The 18,569-nt window shown below is 65.9% G+C and carries 17 protein-coding genes and 1 riboswitch; of the genes, 8 read left to right on the top strand and 9 right to left on the bottom strand.

Features of this window, described 5'->3' with window-relative positions; all coding sequences use genetic code 11:
* Nucleotides 1-63 precede the first annotated feature (63 nt).
* A riboswitch (FMN riboswitch) is annotated at nucleotides 64-210 on the bottom strand.
* 155 nt (nucleotides 211-365) lie between these two features.
* On the bottom strand, nucleotides 366-1,352 hold the full coding sequence (locus C7C57_RS13135; protein WP_030149058.1) for a sugar-binding transcriptional regulator: 987 nt from the start codon (nucleotides 1,350-1,352) through the stop codon (nucleotides 366-368).
* Between the two features lie 771 nt (nucleotides 1,353-2,123).
* On the opposite strand from C7C57_RS13135, the gene C7C57_RS13130 reads away from it, so the two are divergent.
* The 4 genes from C7C57_RS13130 to C7C57_RS13115 all read left to right on the top strand — a co-directional run bounded on the left by C7C57_RS13130 (nucleotide 2,124) and on the right by C7C57_RS13115 (nucleotide 6,743).
* Nucleotides 2,124-3,857: a glycerol-3-phosphate dehydrogenase/oxidase gene (locus tag C7C57_RS13130; protein WP_187976769.1), complete on the top strand. Its 1,734-nt coding sequence runs from the start codon at nucleotides 2,124-2,126 to the stop codon at nucleotides 3,855-3,857.
* Between the two features lie 171 nt (nucleotides 3,858-4,028).
* Nucleotides 4,029-4,742 carry an MIP/aquaporin family protein gene (locus tag C7C57_RS13125; protein WP_370581455.1) on the top strand — a complete coding sequence of 238 codons (714 nt, stop codon included), beginning with the start codon at nucleotides 4,029-4,031 and terminating at the stop codon, nucleotides 4,740-4,742.
* 111 nt (nucleotides 4,743-4,853) lie between these two features.
* The gene (glpK, locus tag C7C57_RS13120; RefSeq protein WP_030149055.1) at nucleotides 4,854-6,368 is read left to right on the top strand and encodes a glycerol kinase GlpK; all 1,515 of its coding nucleotides are present in this window, start codon (nucleotides 4,854-4,856) and stop codon (nucleotides 6,366-6,368) included.
* Between the two features lie 129 nt (nucleotides 6,369-6,497).
* Entirely contained in the window at nucleotides 6,498-6,743 is a 246-nt protein-coding gene (locus C7C57_RS13115; RefSeq protein ID WP_187976767.1) for a PLDc N-terminal domain-containing protein, read from the top strand.
* Nucleotides 6,744-6,831: 88 nt separating this feature from the next.
* Here the strand turns inward: C7C57_RS13115 and C7C57_RS13110 are convergent, their stop codons facing one another.
* The 5 genes from C7C57_RS13110 to C7C57_RS13090 form a co-directional block, all read right to left on the bottom strand.
* Nucleotides 6,832-7,206 (bottom strand): hypothetical protein, encoded by a 375-nt coding sequence (locus tag C7C57_RS13110; protein WP_187976766.1) that lies wholly within the window; start codon nucleotides 7,204-7,206, stop codon nucleotides 6,832-6,834.
* On the bottom strand, nucleotides 7,203-8,282 hold the full coding sequence (locus C7C57_RS13105) for a serine hydrolase (protein WP_187976765.1): 1,080 nt from the start codon (nucleotides 8,280-8,282) through the stop codon (nucleotides 7,203-7,205). Before C7C57_RS13105 ends, C7C57_RS13110 begins: the two co-directional genes overlap by 4 nt.
* Nucleotides 8,279-8,821 carry a helix-turn-helix transcriptional regulator gene (locus C7C57_RS13100; RefSeq protein ID WP_223144756.1) on the bottom strand — a complete coding sequence of 181 codons (543 nt, stop codon included), beginning with the start codon at nucleotides 8,819-8,821 and terminating at the stop codon, nucleotides 8,279-8,281. The genes C7C57_RS13105 and C7C57_RS13100 overlap by 4 nt, the downstream gene beginning before the upstream one ends.
* Before the next feature lie 51 nt (nucleotides 8,822-8,872).
* Nucleotides 8,873-10,126 (bottom strand): Nramp family divalent metal transporter, encoded by a 1,254-nt coding sequence (locus C7C57_RS13095; protein ID WP_187976764.1) that lies wholly within the window; start codon nucleotides 10,124-10,126, stop codon nucleotides 8,873-8,875.
* Nucleotides 10,127-10,235: 109 nt separating this feature from the next.
* Entirely contained in the window at nucleotides 10,236-10,664 is a 429-nt protein-coding gene (locus C7C57_RS13090; protein WP_187976763.1) for an organic hydroperoxide resistance protein, read from the bottom strand.
* Between the two features lie 158 nt (nucleotides 10,665-10,822).
* Between C7C57_RS13090 and C7C57_RS13085 the strand changes: the two genes are divergently transcribed.
* Nucleotides 10,823-11,569 carry a TetR/AcrR family transcriptional regulator gene (locus C7C57_RS13085; RefSeq protein WP_223144755.1) on the top strand — a complete coding sequence of 249 codons (747 nt, stop codon included), beginning with the start codon at nucleotides 10,823-10,825 and terminating at the stop codon, nucleotides 11,567-11,569.
* Between the two features lie 103 nt (nucleotides 11,570-11,672).
* Here the strand turns inward: C7C57_RS13085 and trpS are convergent, their stop codons facing one another.
* The 3 genes from trpS to C7C57_RS13070 all read right to left on the bottom strand — a co-directional run bounded on the left by trpS (nucleotide 11,673) and on the right by C7C57_RS13070 (nucleotide 14,848).
* Complete coding sequence (trpS, locus tag C7C57_RS13080) at nucleotides 11,673-12,680, bottom strand: tryptophan--tRNA ligase (protein ID WP_187976762.1); 1,008 nt, start codon at nucleotides 12,678-12,680, stop codon at nucleotides 11,673-11,675.
* 26 nt (nucleotides 12,681-12,706) lie between these two features.
* Nucleotides 12,707-13,555 (bottom strand): exodeoxyribonuclease III, encoded by an 849-nt coding sequence (locus C7C57_RS13075; RefSeq protein ID WP_187976761.1) that lies wholly within the window; start codon nucleotides 13,553-13,555, stop codon nucleotides 12,707-12,709.
* A 69-nt stretch (nucleotides 13,556-13,624) separates the two neighbouring features.
* Nucleotides 13,625-14,848: a YihY/virulence factor BrkB family protein gene (locus tag C7C57_RS13070; RefSeq protein WP_187976760.1), complete on the bottom strand. Its 1,224-nt coding sequence runs from the start codon at nucleotides 14,846-14,848 to the stop codon at nucleotides 13,625-13,627.
* A gap of 135 nt (nucleotides 14,849-14,983) precedes the next feature.
* Between C7C57_RS13070 and ptsP the strand changes: the two genes are divergently transcribed.
* The 3 genes from ptsP (at nucleotide 14,984) to C7C57_RS13055 (ending at nucleotide 18,531) form a co-directional block, all read left to right on the top strand.
* On the top strand, nucleotides 14,984-16,624 hold the full coding sequence (ptsP, locus tag C7C57_RS13065) for a phosphoenolpyruvate--protein phosphotransferase (RefSeq protein WP_187976759.1): 1,641 nt from the start codon (nucleotides 14,984-14,986) through the stop codon (nucleotides 16,622-16,624).
* A 197-nt stretch (nucleotides 16,625-16,821) separates the two neighbouring features.
* Nucleotides 16,822-17,556 carry a DUF4190 domain-containing protein gene (locus C7C57_RS13060; protein ID WP_187976758.1) on the top strand — a complete coding sequence of 245 codons (735 nt, stop codon included), beginning with the start codon at nucleotides 16,822-16,824 and terminating at the stop codon, nucleotides 17,554-17,556.
* A gap of 153 nt (nucleotides 17,557-17,709) precedes the next feature.
* Nucleotides 17,710-18,531: a DUF4190 domain-containing protein gene (locus C7C57_RS13055; RefSeq protein WP_187976757.1), complete on the top strand. Its 822-nt coding sequence runs from the start codon at nucleotides 17,710-17,712 to the stop codon at nucleotides 18,529-18,531.
* The last annotated feature ends 38 nt before the right edge of the window (nucleotides 18,532-18,569 follow it).

Genomic DNA, 18,569 nt, shown 5'->3' with positions numbered 1-18,569 from the left:
GGGAGGGTGGCGACGCGAGCGTCACCGATTTACGCGCACCCGACGAAGGGTCGTCAAATCCGCGTGTGCTACCTCTCATCCGGACTCGAATCCCGCAGGACCCATAACCGTCGGTGCCGGAATTTCACCGGCTCAACCCCTCCTTCCGAAAAAGAACGGGCTCGCGGACTCTCACCGCCGGTTTGGACTCTCACCAACCCCGGAGCACTATTTGTTATCTATCGTAGGACAACCGCACTGCCCGGTGGAAGTATTCCGACACACCGAGACTTTTTTCCGGCGGCCGCTCGGGGCCGCCGTGGCCGCATGCAGAGACGCTCCCCTCGAAGTCGAGGGGAGCGTCTCTGTCTGTATGGAGGAGCGGGCTAGGCGTCCAGCGGGCCCTGATCGACCAGGCGGCGCGCGGTGCCGGCGTCCACGATCAGGTCGGTGATCAGGCCGGCGGCCAGCGCGCCGCGCAGGGTGCGCAGCTTGCCGGCACCGGAAACGACGCCGACCCGGCGGGAGATGCCGCGCAGCACATCGAGGCTGGGGCCCGAGGATCGGGAGTTCAGGGCGATGTTGTCGCTGCTGCCATCCTCGCGGTAGAACACGGTGGCGACGTCTCCGACGACCCCGTCCTCGCGCATCACGGCGAGATCCGCGTCATCGATGTAGCCGGCGACGTAGAGGTGGCTGGGGACGTCCGAGTAGGTCGAGCCGAGACCGAAGACCGCGATGTCCAGTGCGTTCTGACGCTCGACCACCCGGCTCACGCTGCGCTCGCGCCACATCGCGGTCTTGGTGTTGGGGTCGTCGAACACGGCGGGCACCGGGAACTGCTGGATCGCCGCGCCAAAGGCCGCGCCGAAGCGCTGCAGGATCTCGCTGGCATAGGCGATACCCGTGGTGCGCGGGTTGGCGGCACCGTTGAGCTGCACGATGAGGGAGTTGTGGGTGGGCTTGGAGGAGAGGTTGCGGGAGACCGCGCTCATGGTGGAACCCCAGGCCACACCCATCGACATGTTGGAGTCGAAGAAGCCGCCGAGGATCCGGGCGGCATAGAGGGCGACGCGGTCCAGGCGGTCCACGTCGCTGATCTGGTCGGGGACCGAAACCACGTGGGCGACCACGCCGAACTGCTGACGAATGTCGTTTTCCAGCTGACGCGGGGCGTCCAGCGGGGAGCGGACCTGGATTTCCACCAGGCCGGTCTCGCGGGCATGGCCCAGCAGACGCGAGACGCTCGAGCGCGAGGTGTGCAGCTCGGCGGCGATCGCATCCATGGTCAGGTCCTGCAGATAGTAGAGCTGCGCGGCGGTTAGGGCGTCACGAGTTTTCCCACTGAGGGAAAACGATTCGGGAACCGACATTGGTAAAACTCCTTGCGCCGTGCGGCCGCCAGTGGGGCCGGTCAGGTGGCGGATGTATTGCGGGTGTGATGTGCGGGCCCGCGTGGTGGTACGGGATCGCCGAGTTCACCGTCGCAAGACTTCACCTCCGAGCTTAACCATTTTTTCCCGTGAGCGCGCGCCGAGGCTCCGTCTCGGGGTTTGGAGGGGCGTAATTCTCCGAGGTTCCGACAACCGGTGCGTCTCGCGGATGGATGGGGGACATCGTGCGTAGCGGGTGATGAATGCGGGAACGGGCATATCTTGCACCTTCGCGCGCTCTTTTTGACCCAAAATCGGTAGTTTTCGGCTTGCCGTCCGCCACGGTGAGTGCGGGCTGCGAACGTCGAGAGTTCTCGAACATCCGCTTGTTTACGGGGCCACAGCGCCGTTTACCCGCCGTTCATCTGGATAACGGTTGCTGAGAAATTGTGCACCAAGATTGGGTAGATGTGTGTTTTTTAAATGTTTCTTTGGCGCATCGGGGAACCATTTTTGGGGGACACCGAGAGGGGAGTGTCCGGGTGAATGGAGCACGATTGATATATGACGCTCCGCGTAACGATGCGGAAAACCCCTATGCAAAGCGCATGACGGCTACTAAGTTGTGATCCAAGAACATGTGTTATCAGGCTCGTGCACATTCGTGCATCGGCTTTGCGCGTTTTGTGCAGGTGGGTCACAATCGGAAAGAACCGACGGCGGGGATGCCGCTGCCGGGGGAAATCGAAAGTTTCGAAAAGGGGTAACACCATGCAGGATCAGGTAGGGAACCCGGGCACCGCTCGCACCACGGTAGAGGCTGTCCGCGCAGAGCCGCGAGCCAACGTACTGATTATCGGTGCCGGTATTAACGGGATTGCCACCTTCCGCGACCTCGCCCTTCAGGGAGTCAACGTGACCCTGATCGAGCGTAACGACTTCTGCTCGGGCGCTTCGGCCGCCTCGAGCCACATGATCCACGGTGGCATTCGCTACCTGGAGAACGGCGAGTTCCGACTCGTGCAGGAATCGGTTCAGGAGCGCAACTCCCTGATCAAGATCGCCCCGCACTACGTCAAGCCGCTGCCCACCACCGTGCCGATCTTCTCGACCTTCTCGGGCATGGTCTCCGCTCCGATGCGCTTCCTGACCCACAAGCAGGGCAAGCCGAAGGAGCGCGGTGCCGCGCTCATCAAGATGGGGCTCATCATGTATGACTCCTTCTCCCGTGATGGCGGCTCGGTTCCGCGTCACCGCTTCCTGGGCAAGAAGAAGACCCTCGCCGAGCTGCCGCAGCTCAACCCGGGTCTCAAGTACACCGCCACCTACTTTGACGCCTCGATGCACGACCCCGAGCGTCTGGCCCTCGACGTAATGCACGATGGTCTGGCCGCCGGCGACCACGCCCGTGCCGTCAACTATGTTGAGGCCGTGGGATCCACCGAGTCCGGTGCGATCACCCTGCGCGACCGCGTCAGCGGCGAGGAGTTCGACTTCACCGCCGACGTCGTGGTGAACACCTCCGGTCCCTGGACCGACCTCACCAACGGTGCCTTCGGCACCCCGACCACCTACATGGGTGGCACCAAGGGTTCGCACATCGTGCTGGAAAACGACGAGCTGCTCGCCGCCACCGGTGGCCGCGAGATCTTCTTTGAGCACAACGATGGCCGCATCGTGCTGATCTACCCGCTCAAGGGCAAGGTCATGGTCGGTACCACCGACATCAACGCCGACCCGCGTGAAGCTGCCGTCTGCACCGAGGAAGAGGTGGACTACTTCTTCGACCTGGTCAAGCACGTCTTCCCCCAGATCTCGGTGGACCGCTCGCAGATCATCTACCGCTTCAGCGGCATCCGTCCGCTGCCCGGTCACGGTGACACCCAGCCCGGCTTCGTTTCCCGCGACTACCGCATCGTCGAGACCGCCGTGGGTAAGACCCCGCTGCTGAGCCTCGTCGGTGGAAAGTGGACCACGTTCCGCGCCCTGGCCGAGCACCTCTCCGGCGACGTGCTGAAGGTCCTGGGTCTCGAGCGCAAGGTATCCACCGCCGGAATGGCGATCGGTGGCGGTAAGGACTACCCCCGCGACGACGCAGCCCGCGCCCGCTGGGTATCCGCCAACCGCGGCCTGGTCTCCGACAAGCGTGCCGACGCACTGCTTGAGCGCTACGGCACCCGTGCCGCCGCCCTCATCGCTCAGCTCCCGGCGAAAGAGCACATGCTCGCCACCGCCCCGGACTACAGCGCCGAGGAGCTCACCATTTTGGCCACCGAAGAGCGCGTGGTCACCCTGCTTGATGTCATCCAGCGCCGCACGAGCCTGGCCTTCACCGGTCGGAGCTCGCACGCGGTCCTCGTCGAAGTGGCCGAGGCCATTGCGTCGTCACTGGGCTGGGACACCGAGGCGACCGAACGAGAAATCGCTCGGGCCGCAGAATACCTGAGCTGGGCTCACGGCATCACCGATTCCCGCGCTGGCGGGAAGACTCCGGTGAGCGCCTAGGGTTCGCTCAGTCCGGGCTTAGGGGTCGCCACCGACGAGAGTCGGTGGCGGCTCCGATCCGGGACTCACACACCAACGCGGCGACCAGGGGTCGCCACGAAACAGAAAAGGAAGGTCAACGTGGACGTATCTTTAGGAACGGTCTTTCTCTCCGAAGCTTTCGGTACGGGAATGCTCACCCTGCTTGGTGGGGGTGTAGTTGCAAACGTGTTGCTGGCCAAGTCCAAGGGCCTGGGCGGCGGCACCCTGATGATCAACTTCGGTTGGGGCCTCGCGGTCTTCGCCGGTGTGATCGTTGCATTCAACTCGGGTGCACACCTGAACCCCGCGGTGACGCTGGGTATTCTTACCTCCGGTGCTGAGAACTACGCACCGCACGTGCCGGTCAGCGTCGGAGCGACATTCACCTACTTTGCCGGTCAGTTGATCGGTGCCATTATCGGTTCGATCTTCATGTACCTGGCGTACAAGAAGCACTTCGACGCCACCGAGGACAAGGGCGTCAAGCTCGGCGTCTTCTCGACCGGCCCGGAGATCCGCTCCTACACCTGGAACCTCATCACCGAGATCATCGCGACCTTCGTGCTGGTCATCGTGATCCTCGGCTTCAACCACCAGGGTGAAACCGGTGGTCTGGCAGCCGTGGGCGCACTGCCCGTTGCCTTCCTGGTTGTGGGTATCGGTGCCTCGCTGGGTGGCCCCACCGGCTACGCCATCAACCCCGCACGTGACCTCGGTCCGCGTATCGCCCACGCCATCCTGCCGATCAAGGGCAAGGGTTCCAGCGACTGGGGCTACGCCTGGGTTCCCGTTGTGGGTCCGATCATCGGTGGTGTCCTGGCCGGTGTGCTCTCTCCGGTACTGCTCCCGATCGTCGGAGCCTAACTTAACACCTCGGTCCGGGCGGATGCACGGTAAACATGCATCCGCCCGTGCCACCCTCGTAGTATTCCCCCCTCACAGACACCGCAGTTTTTGAAATAAGGAGTTAAGCACATGGCTGACTACGTCATCGCGATTGACCAGGGAACCACCTCGTCGCGTGCGATTGTTTTTGACCACTCCGGGAGCATCGTCTCGACCGGACAGCTTGAGCACGAGCAGATTTTCCCCAAGGCTGGTTGGGTTGAGCACGACCCGAACGAGATTTGGAACAACACCCGTGAGGCCATCGGACAGGCGCTGTCCAAGGCCAACCTGACCCGCCACGACATCGCGGCGATCGGTATCACCAACCAGCGCGAGACCGCGGTCATCTGGGACAAGAACACCGGTGAGCCCGTCTACAACGCCATCGTGTGGCAGGACACCCGCACCCAGGACATCGTGGACCGCCTGGCGGCCGACGGCGGCGTGGAGCGCTTCAAGAAGACCGTGGGTCTGCCCCTGGCCACCTACTTCTCCGGTACCAAGATCGTCTGGATCCTGGAAAACGTCGAGGGCGCTCGAGAGCGTGCCGAGGCCGGCGACCTGCTCTTTGGAACCACCGACACCTGGGTGCTGTGGAACCTGACCGGTGGCGTCGAGGGCGGTGTGCACGTCACCGACGTGACCAACGCCTCGCGTACCCTGTTCCTCAACCTGGAGACCCTCGAGTGGGACGACGAGATCCTCGCCGCCTTCGATGTGCCCAAGTCGCTGCTGCCGACCGTGAAGTCCTCCTCCGAGGTCTACGGTCACGCCGACAGCCACTCGCTGCTGCGCGAGACCCCGATCGCCGGTATCCTGGGCGACCAGCAGGCCGCGACCTTCGGTCAGGCAGCCTTCGACAAGGGTGAGGCCAAGAACACCTACGGCACCGGTAACTTCCTCATCTTCAACACCGGTGAGGACATCATCCACTCGGAGAACGGTCTGCTGACCACCATCGGGTACAAGATCGGTGACCAGCCCACCCACTACGCGCTCGAGGGATCGATCGCCGTGACCGGTTCGCTGGTGCAGTGGCTGCGCGACAACCTGGGTCTGATCTCCTCGGCCGCCGAGGTCGAGGAACTGGCTCGTGGCGTGGAGGACAACGGTGGCGCCTACTTCGTCCCCGCCTTCTCGGGTCTGTTCGCTCCGTACTGGCGTTCGGATGCCCGTGGTGCACTGGTGGGTCTGACCCGCTTCGTGAACAAGGGTCACATCGCCCGCGCCGCGCTGGAGGCCATCGCCTACCAGACCGCCGAGGTCCTGGACGCCGTGAACGCCGACGCCGGTGTGGACCTGACCGAGCTGCGCGTGGACGGTGGCGCAACCGCCAACGACCTGCTGCTGCAGTTCCAGGCCGACATCCTGGGTGTCCCGGTAGTCCGTCCGGTGGTCGCCGAGACCACCGCGCTGGGTGCCGCCTACGCCGCGGGTCTGGCCGTCGGATTCTGGAAGGACACCGACGACCTGGCCAAGAACTGGCAGGAAGACAAGCGCTGGGAGCCGAGCATGGACAAGGGCGAGCGCGACCGCCTGTACCGCAACTGGAAGAAGGCCGTCACCAAGACCTTCGACTGGGTTGACGAGGACGTGAACTAGTTCGCGAGTTGTCTCCTGCCGCCGCCCCCACTGGATTCCAGTGGGGGCGGCGGTTTTTTCTGGCACCGGGGCGTGGATCTCGCTAGGGTGTAGCTACTCGGATGTGCCGAGGGGGAGTGGGGGAACACCGTGTCTAATCTGCTGATTGGCTGGCATCTGCCGGTTCTGCTGGGTGTACTCGCGCTGTTTGGGTACTGGGTGTACGCCATCGTGGTCACCGCGAATGATCGCCAGATGCGAACCTCGGAGAAGGTCATCTGGATCGTGCTGCTGGTCCTTCTGCACGTGCTCACCCTGGTCGCCTGGACCCTGGACCGCATTGTGCGCCGGGTACGAAAGAACCCCCGAAGCCGGGCTTCGGGGGCGCTCTCCTAGCGGGGTACTTCCCGGTTGGTAATCTCCACGGGGCGGGTTTCTCCGGGTAGAGTGCCCTCGCGGAGCGATTTTCCCGCGGGACTAACCGCTAGAGGGTCAGCGTGCCCACCACCACGGCACCGATCAGCGCGATGACGCCGGTGACCCCGATCCGAACGGGCGCGGGGCGATCCGGACGAATCCACGGCCGGGAATATCCGCGGAAGGCCATGCCCGCGAGTGCCAGGGCCGCCAGGGCGACCAGCGCGAACCAGGACCACAGGGTTTCCGGGGTCCAGGTTCCCATCTGGCGAACCAGGACCAGGATCACCAGGATGCCCACGGCACCACTGATCAGGCTCAGTCGATCACGGCTGCGCGGCGGCTTGGTGGCCCTCCGCTTCGAGGGGCGGCGCCCGGGGATTCCGGCAATCAGGAACGGGACCAGCAGGACGGCACCCAGGATGGGCATAAACAGGTTCATGAGTTGTTCTCCTCGCGCAGCAGGGCCAGACCGATACCATCCACCGAGGCGGTGGTGTCACCGATCACATAGACGGCCTTCCGTGCCTCGCGGTCGAGGACGAGGAAGGTACGGTGCCCACCGGTTCCGCCGTTGTGCCAGGTGATGGTGCGGCCCTCATCCTGGGTAACAAACCAGGCGAGTCCGATGTCCGCACCCTCGCCCACCTCGTGGCGGGGGTCCAGGACCGTGGCGGCCGGAATCCCCAGCGCCGCATCATCGGTGAGCAGCGCGCGGGCATAGCGCGCCATGTCGGTGGCGGTGGAGCGTGCGCCACCCGAGGGTGCCTCGGCCCCCACCGTCCACGGCTTGGCCGGACGTCCGGTTTCGGTATATCCGCCGCGGGCATCGGGCCCAAGATTATCGGGGGTGACCGGGAGGCTGCTGGCGGTCATGCCGAGGCGGTCGAACACGTCGCGCTGCAGGAGGTCTCGGTAGGAGAGGCCCTGCGCCGCGGCCACCGCCTGACCGAGCGTGCCCACACCCATGTTGGAGTACGAGACGGTTCCGGGTTTTTCGAGCGGTGCCTCGCGGACGACCGCCGCGAGCTCGTCCACGCTCAGCGAGTACGGGTCGCTCGCGTGCACCTGGCTCCAGAGCAGGTTGGCGATATTGCCCCCGGACAGATCGATACGGGGCAGGCCCGAGCGGTGGGTAGCCAGATCCTCCAGGGTGAAGGGCTGATCGCCCAGCGGGAGGTGATCACCCGCCCGATCATCCAGGGTCACGGCACCCGACTGGACAGCCTGGGCCAGGAGCAGCGAGGTCATCGTCTTGGTGACCGAGCCGATCTCCATTTCGGTATTCTCATCCGCACCGAGTCCGGCAAAGGTGGTGCCTTCGGGGGTGATGATCGCCGCCGAAAGGTGGTGATACTGACCCTCGGTGCTCTCCGCCGCCAGCTCGGAGAGGCGGGCGGCGAGTGCCTGATCGCCGGTCTTCTCGGTGGAGGGGGCGAGGACGTTGGGTAGCGCGAGCGACCCGATCAGCAGCGCGGCCACGCCCGTGCCGAGCGCGATGATTCCCTGTCGATTCACGAGACACCTCCGGTGGCGATGATCATCGCATACAGCGCGATCACCCGGGCGTGCGGGACGCCGTAGTGTCCCCGCACCGTCTGCCGCAGCCAGCCGGCCGACTGGAGCTGGGAGAGGTGGTGGTACACCTGCCCGCTGGTGCCCACGCCCTCAAGCTGGGCCAGCTCGGCCACGGTGTCCGTGCCCAGCAGGATCTCCTGCAGGAAGCGCAGGCGGATGGGGTTGGCCAGCGCGGCAAACGAGTCGGCGATGCTCGGCTCGGTCCAGGGCATGTCGAGGACGTGCTCGGTTTCCAGGCCGTACTGCCATTCCAGCGGGTTTGCGCCGGCGGCCCGGTCGGCCTCGCCGGGAACGATGCGGCCGGCCAGGAATACCGCGGAAACATCGGGGAGGGAATCGCGCATGAAGTCGAGGGCCCACAGCGGCCCGGCCGGCTGCGCGTGGGTGGGTGGGTTCTCGGCGTCACCGAAGACCGCGGCTTCGAGTGCCGCGAGGCGGGCCTCATAGGAGGGGGTTGGGGTGTCATGAGGGGAGGTCATGCATCCAAGTTATCAATATTACGTATATTTAAGTAAAATCGGAATCTGGAATCAGGCCGCGCCCGTGAGGGTGAGGTAGATCAGCGCGATGTTGAGGAGGACGATGGCGGCCACCACGATCGCCGTGATGATGCGCATCGGGAGTCGGTTCACGAACTCGCCCATCAGCGAGCGCTTGGCGGTGAGGTAGGCCAGCGGAATCAGGGCAAAGGGAATGCCCACCGAGAGCAGGACCTGGCTGAGGACCAGTGCCAGCGTGGGGTCAAAACCCACACCCAGCACGATCAGTGCGGGGATGATGGTGATGACGCGGCGTACCAGGAGCGGGATGCGTACGTGCAGCAGGCCGTCCATGATCGTGGCCCCCGCGTAGCATCCCACCGAGGTGGAGGCGAGGCCCGAGGCGAGTAGTCCCACGGCGAAGACCACTCCGATCACCGGGCCGAGGGCCGCGGTGATGGCCGCATGAGCGCCCTCGATGGTGTCGGTGCCCGCGACGCCGGGGAGGGCCGAGGCGGCAAGGAGCAGCATGGCGATGTTCACGCCCCCGGCCAGCACGAGCGCGAGGCCCACGTCCCACCGGGTGGCCTTGAGGAGGAGGCGGATTCGGCCGGGGTTAGTGCTCACGCCGTGGCGGTCGCGGGCGAGGGCCGAGTGGACGTAGATCGCGTGCGGCATGACCGTGGCTCCCAGCATGCTCGCCGCCAGCAGGACCGTCTCGGTGCCCTCGAAGCGCGGAACCAGTCCGCCGGCCACGCCACCCCAGTCCAGTGGGGAGAAGAACAGGCCGCCCACAAAGCCGATGGTGATGATCACCAGCATGCCCAGAATGACAAACTCAAACGGACGCTGGCCGCGGCGCGACTGGATCGCCAGGAGCGCCATCGAGACCGCGCCGACGATGATCCCGCCGAGCAGCAGCGGCGTCCCAAACAGCAGGTTCAGCGCGATGGCGCCGCCGATCACCTCCGCCAGGTCGGTGGCCGCGGCGATGACCTCGGCCTGTACCCAGTAGGCCAGGCGGCCGGCGCGCGGCATGCGCTGTCCCAGCAGCTCTGGCAGGCTCTTGCCGGTGACCAGGCCGAGCTTGGCCGAGAGGTACTGCACGAGCACGGCCATGACGTTGGCCAGCACCAGAACCCAGACCAGCAGGTAGCCGTAGCCCGCGCCCGCGGAGAGGTTGGCCGCGACGTTCCCCGGATCCACATAGGCGATGGCCGCCACGAAGGCGGGGCCGAGGAGACCCAGGAGTCGACGTTCGGGGGCGCGGGTTGGACGAGTGGAGGCGGGTGCTACGGAGGTCATGCGCTCACACTAGCAGGTTAATTTCGGCGCACCGAAAAATGTCGTTCCGGGTATCAAAAAACGGGCACCCGAGAGTGTCTCGGGTGCCCGTAATGCCTGGGGGAGGGCGTTAGGCGACGACGGTCTCGATCTCGACCTTGATGTTGCCGCGGGTGGCGTTGGAGTACGGGCACACCTGGTGCGCAAGACCCACGAGGCGCTCGGCCTCGGCCTGCTCGATGTCCGCGATTTCCACGTGGAGGCTGGCGCCGAGGTCGTATCCACCCTGACCGTTGGGGAAGATCGAAATGTCGGCCACCACGGCCGAGTCGGTCAGGGTGATCTTCTCGGCGGCGGCCACGGCCTTGAGTGCGGAGTGGAAGCAGGCCGACCAGCCGGCGGCGAAGAGCTGCTCGGGGTTGGTTCCGCCGCCACGGCCGCCCATCTCGGTGGGGATCGCCAGGACCAGGTCGAGGTTGCCGTCGCTGGAGACGACGTGGCCCCCGGCGCGGCCGTTGCCGGTCGAGGTGGCTACGGCGGTGTACAGGGTTTCGCTCATAATCTGTGTCCTTCTGACGGGGATTCTCGGAAAATTCCTAGGTAGACGAACTAGTCACTCTACCTACAAGATCTATACTGGAACAGGACTCGGCAACACGCAAGTCCAACATCAGATTCTCGGTTTCGATTCAGGAACCGTTCGGCATGGGAGCACACATGACGCAGGTACAGGCGCGAGGCACGACCGTCTCGGAGTCCTCCGCGACGAACGCCGAGACCGACGCGACGGCCGAGAACTCCGCAACACACACCGAGACGGCTCGGAAGGCCGAGACGGTAACCGCTCCGGTGCGGATCGGAGCGCGCCAGCGCATCCTCGATGCTGCCGGCGCACTCTTTCCCGCGCTCGGATACCGCGCGGTGAGCGCGGACCGGATCATCGCCGCCGCCGGCATCACCAAGGTCACCTTCTACCGGCACTTTCCCACCAAGGACGACCTGATCGTCGCCTACCTGGATGCCGAGTCCACGCGCGCCCAGGAATCGGTGGCCCGCCTGTTTGCCCCCGAAGGATCGGACATCGAAAGCCGCGGCCCCGAAGAGCTACCCGTGCGCATCCTCACGGCCGAGCAGGCCGAACTTTTCCTCTCCGGCTTCGCCCGAGTGATCGGGGTCGAGAGCTGCCGCCCGGGTTTCCGCGGCTGCGTGTTCCTGAACGCCGCGGCCGAATATGCCGAACCCGAGCACCCGATCCGTCGGGCCGTGCTGACCCACCGGGACTGGCTCCTGGGTACCCTCGCCGACGCGGTTCGCGCCCTGGGCATCGCGCCCGCCGAACCGGTCGCCCGCCAGCTCCTGATGCTCAGGGACGGTGCAATGTTTGCCGGCTACCTGGACACCCCCGAGCAGATCGAGACCCAGCTGCGCACCGCGGGCCGCGCGATCCTGCGCGCGGGAGCTTAGCCGCCCGCCTGGACCGATCGCCCCGAGCGAAGCGTCGCGACTCGGCCCCGACGCACAGACACCCGGACCAAACGGCCCGGGTGTCTGCGTATGGGTGTGGCGTTTAGCGCGCGCGGCGCAGCAGGCCGATGCGGTCGTACACGGTGTCGAGGGTAGCCTCGGCCACCTCGCTGGCGCGCTCGGCGTTGCGGGCGAGCAGGCGGTCGAGCTCGGCCGGGTCGGCCATCAGCTCGTTGGCGTGCTCACGCACCGGGCCCAGGGTGTCGGCCACCAGCTCGGCGAGGTCCTTCTTGAATGCACCATAGCCCTGGCCATCGTAGGCCGCGGTGATGTCCTCGACGGTGCGCCCCGACAGGCCCGAGTAGATGCTCAGCATGTTGGAGACGCCGGGCTTGTTTTCCCGATCGAAGGCCACCACACCGTCGGCGTCGGTCACCGCGCGCATGATCTTCTTGGCGTTGACCTTGGGGTCATCCAGCACCCAGATGATGCCCGCCGGGGACTCCCCGGACTTCGACATCTTCGAGGTGGGGTTCTGCAGGTCGTAGATGCGCGCCTCGTTGCCACCGATGTGGGCGGTGGGGATGGTGAAGGTCTCGCCGAAGCGCGAGTTGAAGCGCTCGGCGAGGTTGCGGGTCAGCTCGACGTGCTGGCGCTGGTCATCGCCCACCGGCACCACCTCGGTCTGGTACAGCAGGATGTCGGCGGCCATCAGCACCGGGTAGGCAAACAGGCCCACGCTGGTGGCATCGGAACCGTAGCGGCTGGACTTGTCCTTGAACTGGGTCATCCGGCCGGCCTCGCCAAAGCCGGTGAGGGTGTTGAGGATCCAGGCCAGCTCGGTGTGGGCGGGCACATGCGACTGCACGTACAGGGTGGACTTATCCGGGGAGATGCCACCGGCGATGTACTGCGCGGCGGTGCGGCGGATCTTCTCCCGCAGCGTGGTCGGGTCCTGGGGCACGGTGATCGCGTGCAGGTCGACCACCGAGAAGAAGGCGTCGTGGGTTTCCTGCAGGCGCTTCCACGGCGAGAGCGCACCCAGGAAGTTGCCGAGCTGGAGCGAATCGGCGGAGGGCTGCATGCCGGAGTACAGGCGGGGGTTGGTCATGATAAATCCTTAAAAATTGAGCGAGATTAGAGTGCGTAGACGACGGTGACGGGCGCGTGGTCGGACCATCGCTCGTCGTACGCAGCGGCCCGCTCGACCGCATAGGAGGTAACGGTGGCAGCCAGCGCGGGCGTTGCCATGTGGTAGTCGATGCGCCATCCGGCGTCGTTATCGAAGGCCTGACCGCGGTAGGACCACCAGGTGTAGGGACCGGGGACCTCGCCGGCGAACGCGCGACCGACATCCATCAGGCCGATGCCCGGACCGGTGACGCCGTCCACGCCGGTGACCTCGGTGCCCGCGGCCCCGAAGAAACGGTCGAAGTAGGAGCGCTCCTGCGGCAGGAAGCCGGCGTTTTTCTGGTTGCCCTTCCAGTTTTTGATGTCGAGCTCGCGGTGACCCACGTTGAGGTCACCCACCACGACGGCGTGCGAGGTCTGGGCCGAGAGCTCGGCCAGACGCACCAGCATCGCCTCCAGGAAGGCGTACTTGGATACCTGACGCGGGGTATCGACCTCGCCCGAGTGCACGTAGGTGGACACCACGGTAACCGGGGTGCCGTGCCAGTCGTAGTCGCCCTCGAGCCAGCGTCCGGTGCTGTCGGTTTCCTCGCCGCCCAGGCCCGCGCGCGAGGCGACGGGGGCGATCCGGCTGAGCAGTGCAACACCGGCGCGACCCTTGGCCGCGGCCTCATCGTGCAGGATGTGCCAGCCCTCGCCCACCAGCTTGTGCACGTCGGCGTCGCCGGCGCGAACCTCCTGAAGGGCCACAATGTCGGCACCGGAGTTTTCCAGCCACTCGCCCATACCCTTGCGGTAGGCGGCGCGGATGCCGTTGACGTTGACCGAAATAACGCGTAATGGGTTGGCAGACATGGCCTCAGTTTACCGGGTACCGGCGACACTCCGGGGCGTAATTCCCCGATTGTATGCGACCGCGAAAAACTAGCGACCCCGGCGCTCGGCCCGCAGGGTCCGCAGTTCCTTACGCGCCCGCTCGGCACGGGCCCTGGCCACCAGTTTCGCCGGTCCCCGCGCCGCCCGGGCCGCGGCCACCGCCTCGTCAAAGGTCGTGCGCGCGATCAGTTCGCGGGCATCGGCCAGATCCTCGAGGCGCTCGCGCTCGCTCTGCTCGATCAGGACCACACCCTTGCGTTCCAGGCCCTCGGCGATCCAGGCCCCGGCGATCAGGATCACCCGACAGACGAAGTTGAACCAGATCAGCAGACCGATAAACACCGCAAACGTGGCCAACAGCGGGTTTCGGCTGGCCCCACCCAGCACCGCACCACCGGCCACACTCAGCGCGGTCAGCGCCAGGGCTCCGAAGAAGGACCCCATGAAGAGGTCGGGCAGCGGAATCGGGATGCGGGCGAGCACCCGATACAGCGCCGACAGGGTGATGAAGTTCAGCAGCAGACCGGCAACCAGACCGATCAGCGAGACGCTGGCGCGCCCCCAGAATGACTCATCGGAGATTCCGATCAGACCGAGCACCCAGGTCACCGCCTGGGTCGAGAGCATATTCGCCGCGGCCGAGAGCACCAGCAGCACCCCGAAGGCCAGCGCGAGCCCCAGGTCCTTGGCCTTCTGGAGAAAGAAGTTACCCTCGGCGCGGGGGAGATGGAAGATCGAGCGCAGGGCCTGCCGGGTCGAGGAGAGCCAGGCGATCGCGGTGAAGAGCAAACCGACCAGCGCGATCGCACCGGTCCACCCGAACACATTGACGCGGGCGATGGTGAGGATCTGATCCTCCTTGATGATGCCACTGCCGCCGTCGGTGCCGATCAGCCCGGGTACCGCGTTATTGATGATGTGGACGAGGTTCTTGAACAGCTCATCGTTGCCGATCAGCCACAGTCCCGCGACCGCGAACCCCACATACAGCGCGGCGAACACCGCAAATACCGCCTGGAAGCTCATGCCCGAGGACAGCAGGTTGCCGTCGGCCTCGTTGTAGCGCATGACCGTGCGGACCACCCGGGTGCGCGTCACCGTGTCCACGGCCTCGCCCGCGCGCTCCAGCGGCTTTTCGAAGCGCTGAACCAGCGCGTTATCGCTGTTGCGGATCGATTCCGAGAAGGAGGCCTCACGCTTCAGCGCGGCCTTCCGGGCATTCTTTTCGGCCAGGCGTTGGCCTCGGGAGGCGCTGCGGGGTCGACTGCTCATGCCCCTACTGTAATGGGGGCGTGATCGGGTGGGGAGATTTCCGGGGAACGCCGCGGGATTCCTCCTTCGAATGTGCGCCCGGCTCGGACCTGGCCTAGGCTGAACCCTAGATAGCGGGCGAACGAAGGGAACCGGGTGCGGGTGCAGGGGGTGGGTGTTGGTCGCGGTGTGGTCACCGGACCGGTCCTGCGTATGCCCGAACCGTTGCCCGAGCCCTCGGATCGTCCGCGCAGCAACACGGCGGCCTGGGAGTCGTCCCGGGCCGAGGCTGCGCTGCGCGAGACCGCCCATGATCTCTCCCAGCACGCCGAGCACACCACCGGCGAGGCGCGGGCGGTGCTGGAGGCTCAGGCTCAGATGGCGCAGGATCCCTCGCTGCTGACCGATGTGCGCTCCCGAATCGCCGCCCAGAAAACCGCCGAGCGCGCGATCTTTGAGGCATTCCACACGTTCCAACAGATGCTGCTCTCGATGGGCGGCTACATGGCCGAGCGTGCCTCCGACCTGGGGGACCTCTCCCAGCGCACGATCGCGCACCTGCGCGGGGTTCCGGTGCCGGGCATCCCCGACTCGGATACCCCCTTTATCCTGGTGGCCCACGATCTGGCCCCGGCCGACACCGTGGGCCTCGACCTGGAGCGCGTCCTCGGGCTGATCACCAGCGGCGGCGGCCCCACCTCGCATACGGCGATCCTCGCGCGGGCCAAGGCCCTGGTTGCCGTGGTCGGGGTGGGCGATGTGGACGCGCTGGTGGACGGGGCCGAGGTGCTGCTGGATGCGGCCGAGGGTACCGTCACGATCGATCCGACCCCCGAGGATGTGCAGACCGCTCGCCGCCGGCTGGGACGTCGCCGCTCCAAGGTCCCGGTGGGCCCCGGAACCCTCGCCGATGACACCCCGATTCCGCTCCTGGCCAACCTGACCCGGGCCGATGAGGCCCAGGCCGCCCGCGAACTCGGTGCCGAGGGCGTGGGGCTGCTGCGAACCGAACTCCTGTTCCTGGATGCCGACCGCGCCCCGAGTATCGCCGAGCAGGTGGAGCACTACCAGCGGATCTTCGAGGAGTTCCCCGGCCGTCGGGTCATCGTACGCACCCTGGACGCCGGTGCCGATAAGCCGCTCGCATTCCTCCCGGTGGATGCCGCCGAACCCAACCCCGCCCTGGGCATGCGCGGGCTGCGCGCGTTCCGGGGAGATGATTCGATCCTGCGCGATCAGCTGCGGGCGCTCGCCATCGCCGCCGACAGCTGCCGTGCGGACGTGCGGGTGATGGCCCCGATGATCGCCGATGCCGCCGAAACCGCCAGGTTTGTGCTGCTGGCTCGCGAGCTGGGACTCGGCACCGCGGGGGTCATGGCCGAGGTGCCCTCGGCCGCCCTGCTGGCCGCGCAGATCCTGGGCATCGCCGACTTCGTCTCGATTGGGACCAACGACCTTACCCAGTACACCCTCGCCGCCGATCGGCAGCTGGGCGCGCTGGCCGAGTACCAGGATCCCTGGCATCCGGCGGTGCTGCGCCTGATCCGGATGATCGGGGACGCCGGCGGACAGTCGGGCAAGCCCGTGGGGGTGTGCGGGGAAGCGGCGGGGGACCCGCTGCTCGCGGTCATCCTGGTGGGACTCGGCGTCACATCGCTGTCGATGGCCCCCGAGGCGCTCGCGGACGTACGAACCGAGCTGCGCCAGCACACCCTGGAACACGCGAGATTGCTGGCCTCCCGGGCGCTCGCGGCCGCGACCCCGGCCGAGGCGCGACTGGTGATGACCGAGGGATAGTTCCCGCGGAATAGCCGCCGCGGCAGCGATGACTCGTGCCCGTACCTCCTCCGACGCGACGAAGCCCCCGAACGGGGGCGACTGTCGAGTGGCGGCCAGACGATTCAACGTATAACGTTTGTTTAATTATGTCTAACTTTGAATCTCCTGTAAATTCTGCACCTCAGCCGCCGATCGCGCCGGCACCCGTTCCTCCCGTGGCTCCGACCACGGCTAAGGGCCTCGCGGTGGCCGCGCTCGTGGTGGGTATTGTCGCCGTTCTGATCGGGTTCTTCCCGGTCGCCGGCATCATCGTGGGTGCGGTTGCCGTCATCCTCGGAATCGTTGCGCTGGTGAAGCGTCAGTCGAAGGCGTTCGCGCTGACCGGTCTGATCCTGGGTGCCGTCGGACTGATCACCTCGCTGATCGTGACCATCCTGGCCGGTGTGGTTGTGGGTGCCGCGATCGATTCCGTCCAGAAGGAGACCGGAGTCAACGTCCAGACCGAAGGCGAAGAGGCCGGCGATGACACCCTGGGTACCCGGGAAAACCCGATCGCGCTGGGCACCACCATCGAGGGTAAGGAATACACCGTCGTCATCAACTCGGTGACCCTGGGCCAGAATGACGCTGTTCTCGCGGCAAACCCCTTCAACGAGGCCCCCGCGGCCGGCAGCAGCTACGCGGTCATCAACTACACCGTGACCTACACCGGGGCCGATTCGGGTAACGCGGGGCTCGTATCCATTGACTACGTGACCTCCGCCGGAAACGTCGTGGATGCGACCAGCCAGCTTGTCGTGGCACCCGAGCCCGCCATCGGTTTTGAGGAACTGTTTGCCGGAGCCAGTGCCACCGGGAACACCGCACTCGCCTTCCCGGATGGCGATGAGGGAGTCCTTCGGGTTCGTGCCGGACTGCTGACCGACCCGGTATTTGTTGCCATCAAGTAATACGGCGCTGCCGAGCGAAGGAGGGTCCCGATGGGGCCCTCCTTTTGCGTGGGGTAGGTGACGCCGCTCGCACGGTAACCCCCATTCACCCCGAAAGGGGGGTGGGGCTGGATTCGGAGCGAGAAAATAACTCACGCTATTGTTGGCCTTATCATGACTAACTCTGAATATCCTGGACAGCCTGAGCAGCTTCCGGTTGCCCCGCAGCCGCAAGCCCCCTTTGAGCCCGCATCCGTTCCCGCCTCCAGCCGGGGTCTGGCGATCACCGCCCTGGTGCTGGGTATCGTTGCCGTCGTCTTCGTGTTCCTGCCGCCGCTGAGCATCCTGCTCGGTATCATCGCCGTGGTCTTCGGCATCATTGCGCTGGTCAAGCGTCAGCCCAAGGCATTTGCGCTGACCGGTCTGATCCTGGGAGCCGTCGGCGTCATCATCAGCGCTGTCCTCCTGGTGATCGGCCTGATCTTCACCGCTACCCTGATCGAGCAGGCCCAGAAGGGCGAGGGTCCGCTGGCGAACTCCTCGCTGCTGCCCTCCGCGGAGCCCACCGAGGTGGACGAGAGCGCGGATGAGGTTGGTGCGATCGGTACCCCAATCGTGGGCGACGGCTACACCGTCGTGATCAACTCCTTCACCCCGAACCAGACCGCCGAGGTGCTGGCGGCGGACGCCGACAACGCCGAGCCGATCGACGGCCACAGCTACGCCGTGGTGAACTACACGGTGACCTACACCGGCACCGGCGAGGGCAACCTCCTCGAAGCCCCGGTGCAGTACGTCACCTCCGCCGATGAGCTCTACCCGCTGGAGGACACCTTCGGATACGCCCCCGAGCCGCGCTTCACCCTGGATGAGACGCTGACCCCGGGCCAGTCGGTGACCGGAAACATCGCACTGATCGTGCCCAACGACGACGCGGGTAAGCTCGCCGTGATCGCCGGTCAGGGACACCAGGGCGTGCTGGTTCCGATCAAGTAGTTCGAGCAACAAAAAGCGGCCCATCCTCACCGAGGATG

The organism is Mycetocola sp. JXN-3 (assembly GCF_014522285.1).
In the GTDB taxonomy this organism is placed as follows: Bacteria; Actinomycetota; Actinomycetes; order Actinomycetales; family Microbacteriaceae; genus Mycetocola; species Mycetocola saprophilus.
Note: the sequence above shows the minus strand (reverse complement) of the source record. Positions and strands in the feature narration are given on the sequence as shown.

Coding starts and splice junctions, on each gene's coding strand:
- C7C57_RS13135 (WP_030149058.1), bottom strand. CDS start 1,352: ATGTCGGTTCCCGAATCGTTTTCCCTCAGTGGGAAAACTCGTGACGCC.
- C7C57_RS13130 (WP_187976769.1), top strand. CDS start 2,124: ATGCAGGATCAGGTAGGGAACCCGGGCACCGCTCGCACCACGGTAGAG.
- C7C57_RS13125 (WP_370581455.1), top strand. CDS start 4,029: ATGCTCACCCTGCTTGGTGGGGGTGTAGTTGCAAACGTGTTGCTGGCC.
- glpK (WP_030149055.1), top strand. CDS start 4,854: ATGGCTGACTACGTCATCGCGATTGACCAGGGAACCACCTCGTCGCGT.
- C7C57_RS13110 (WP_187976766.1), bottom strand. CDS start 7,206: ATGAACCTGTTTATGCCCATCCTGGGTGCCGTCCTGCTGGTCCCGTTC.
- C7C57_RS13100 (WP_223144756.1), bottom strand. CDS start 8,821: ATGACCTCCCCTCATGACACCCCAACCCCCTCCTATGAGGCCCGCCTC.
- C7C57_RS13095 (WP_187976764.1), bottom strand. CDS start 10,126: ATGACCTCCGTAGCACCCGCCTCCACTCGTCCAACCCGCGCCCCCGAA.
- C7C57_RS13090 (WP_187976763.1), bottom strand. CDS start 10,664: ATGAGCGAAACCCTGTACACCGCCGTAGCCACCTCGACCGGCAACGGC.
- C7C57_RS13085 (WP_223144755.1), top strand. CDS start 10,823: ATGACGCAGGTACAGGCGCGAGGCACGACCGTCTCGGAGTCCTCCGCG.
- trpS (WP_187976762.1), bottom strand. CDS start 12,680: ATGACCAACCCCCGCCTGTACTCCGGCATGCAGCCCTCCGCCGATTCG.
- C7C57_RS13075 (WP_187976761.1), bottom strand. CDS start 13,555: ATGTCTGCCAACCCATTACGCGTTATTTCGGTCAACGTCAACGGCATC.
- C7C57_RS13070 (WP_187976760.1), bottom strand. CDS start 14,848: ATGAGCAGTCGACCCCGCAGCGCCTCCCGAGGCCAACGCCTGGCCGAA.
- C7C57_RS13055 (WP_187976757.1), top strand. CDS start 17,710: ATGACTAACTCTGAATATCCTGGACAGCCTGAGCAGCTTCCGGTTGCC.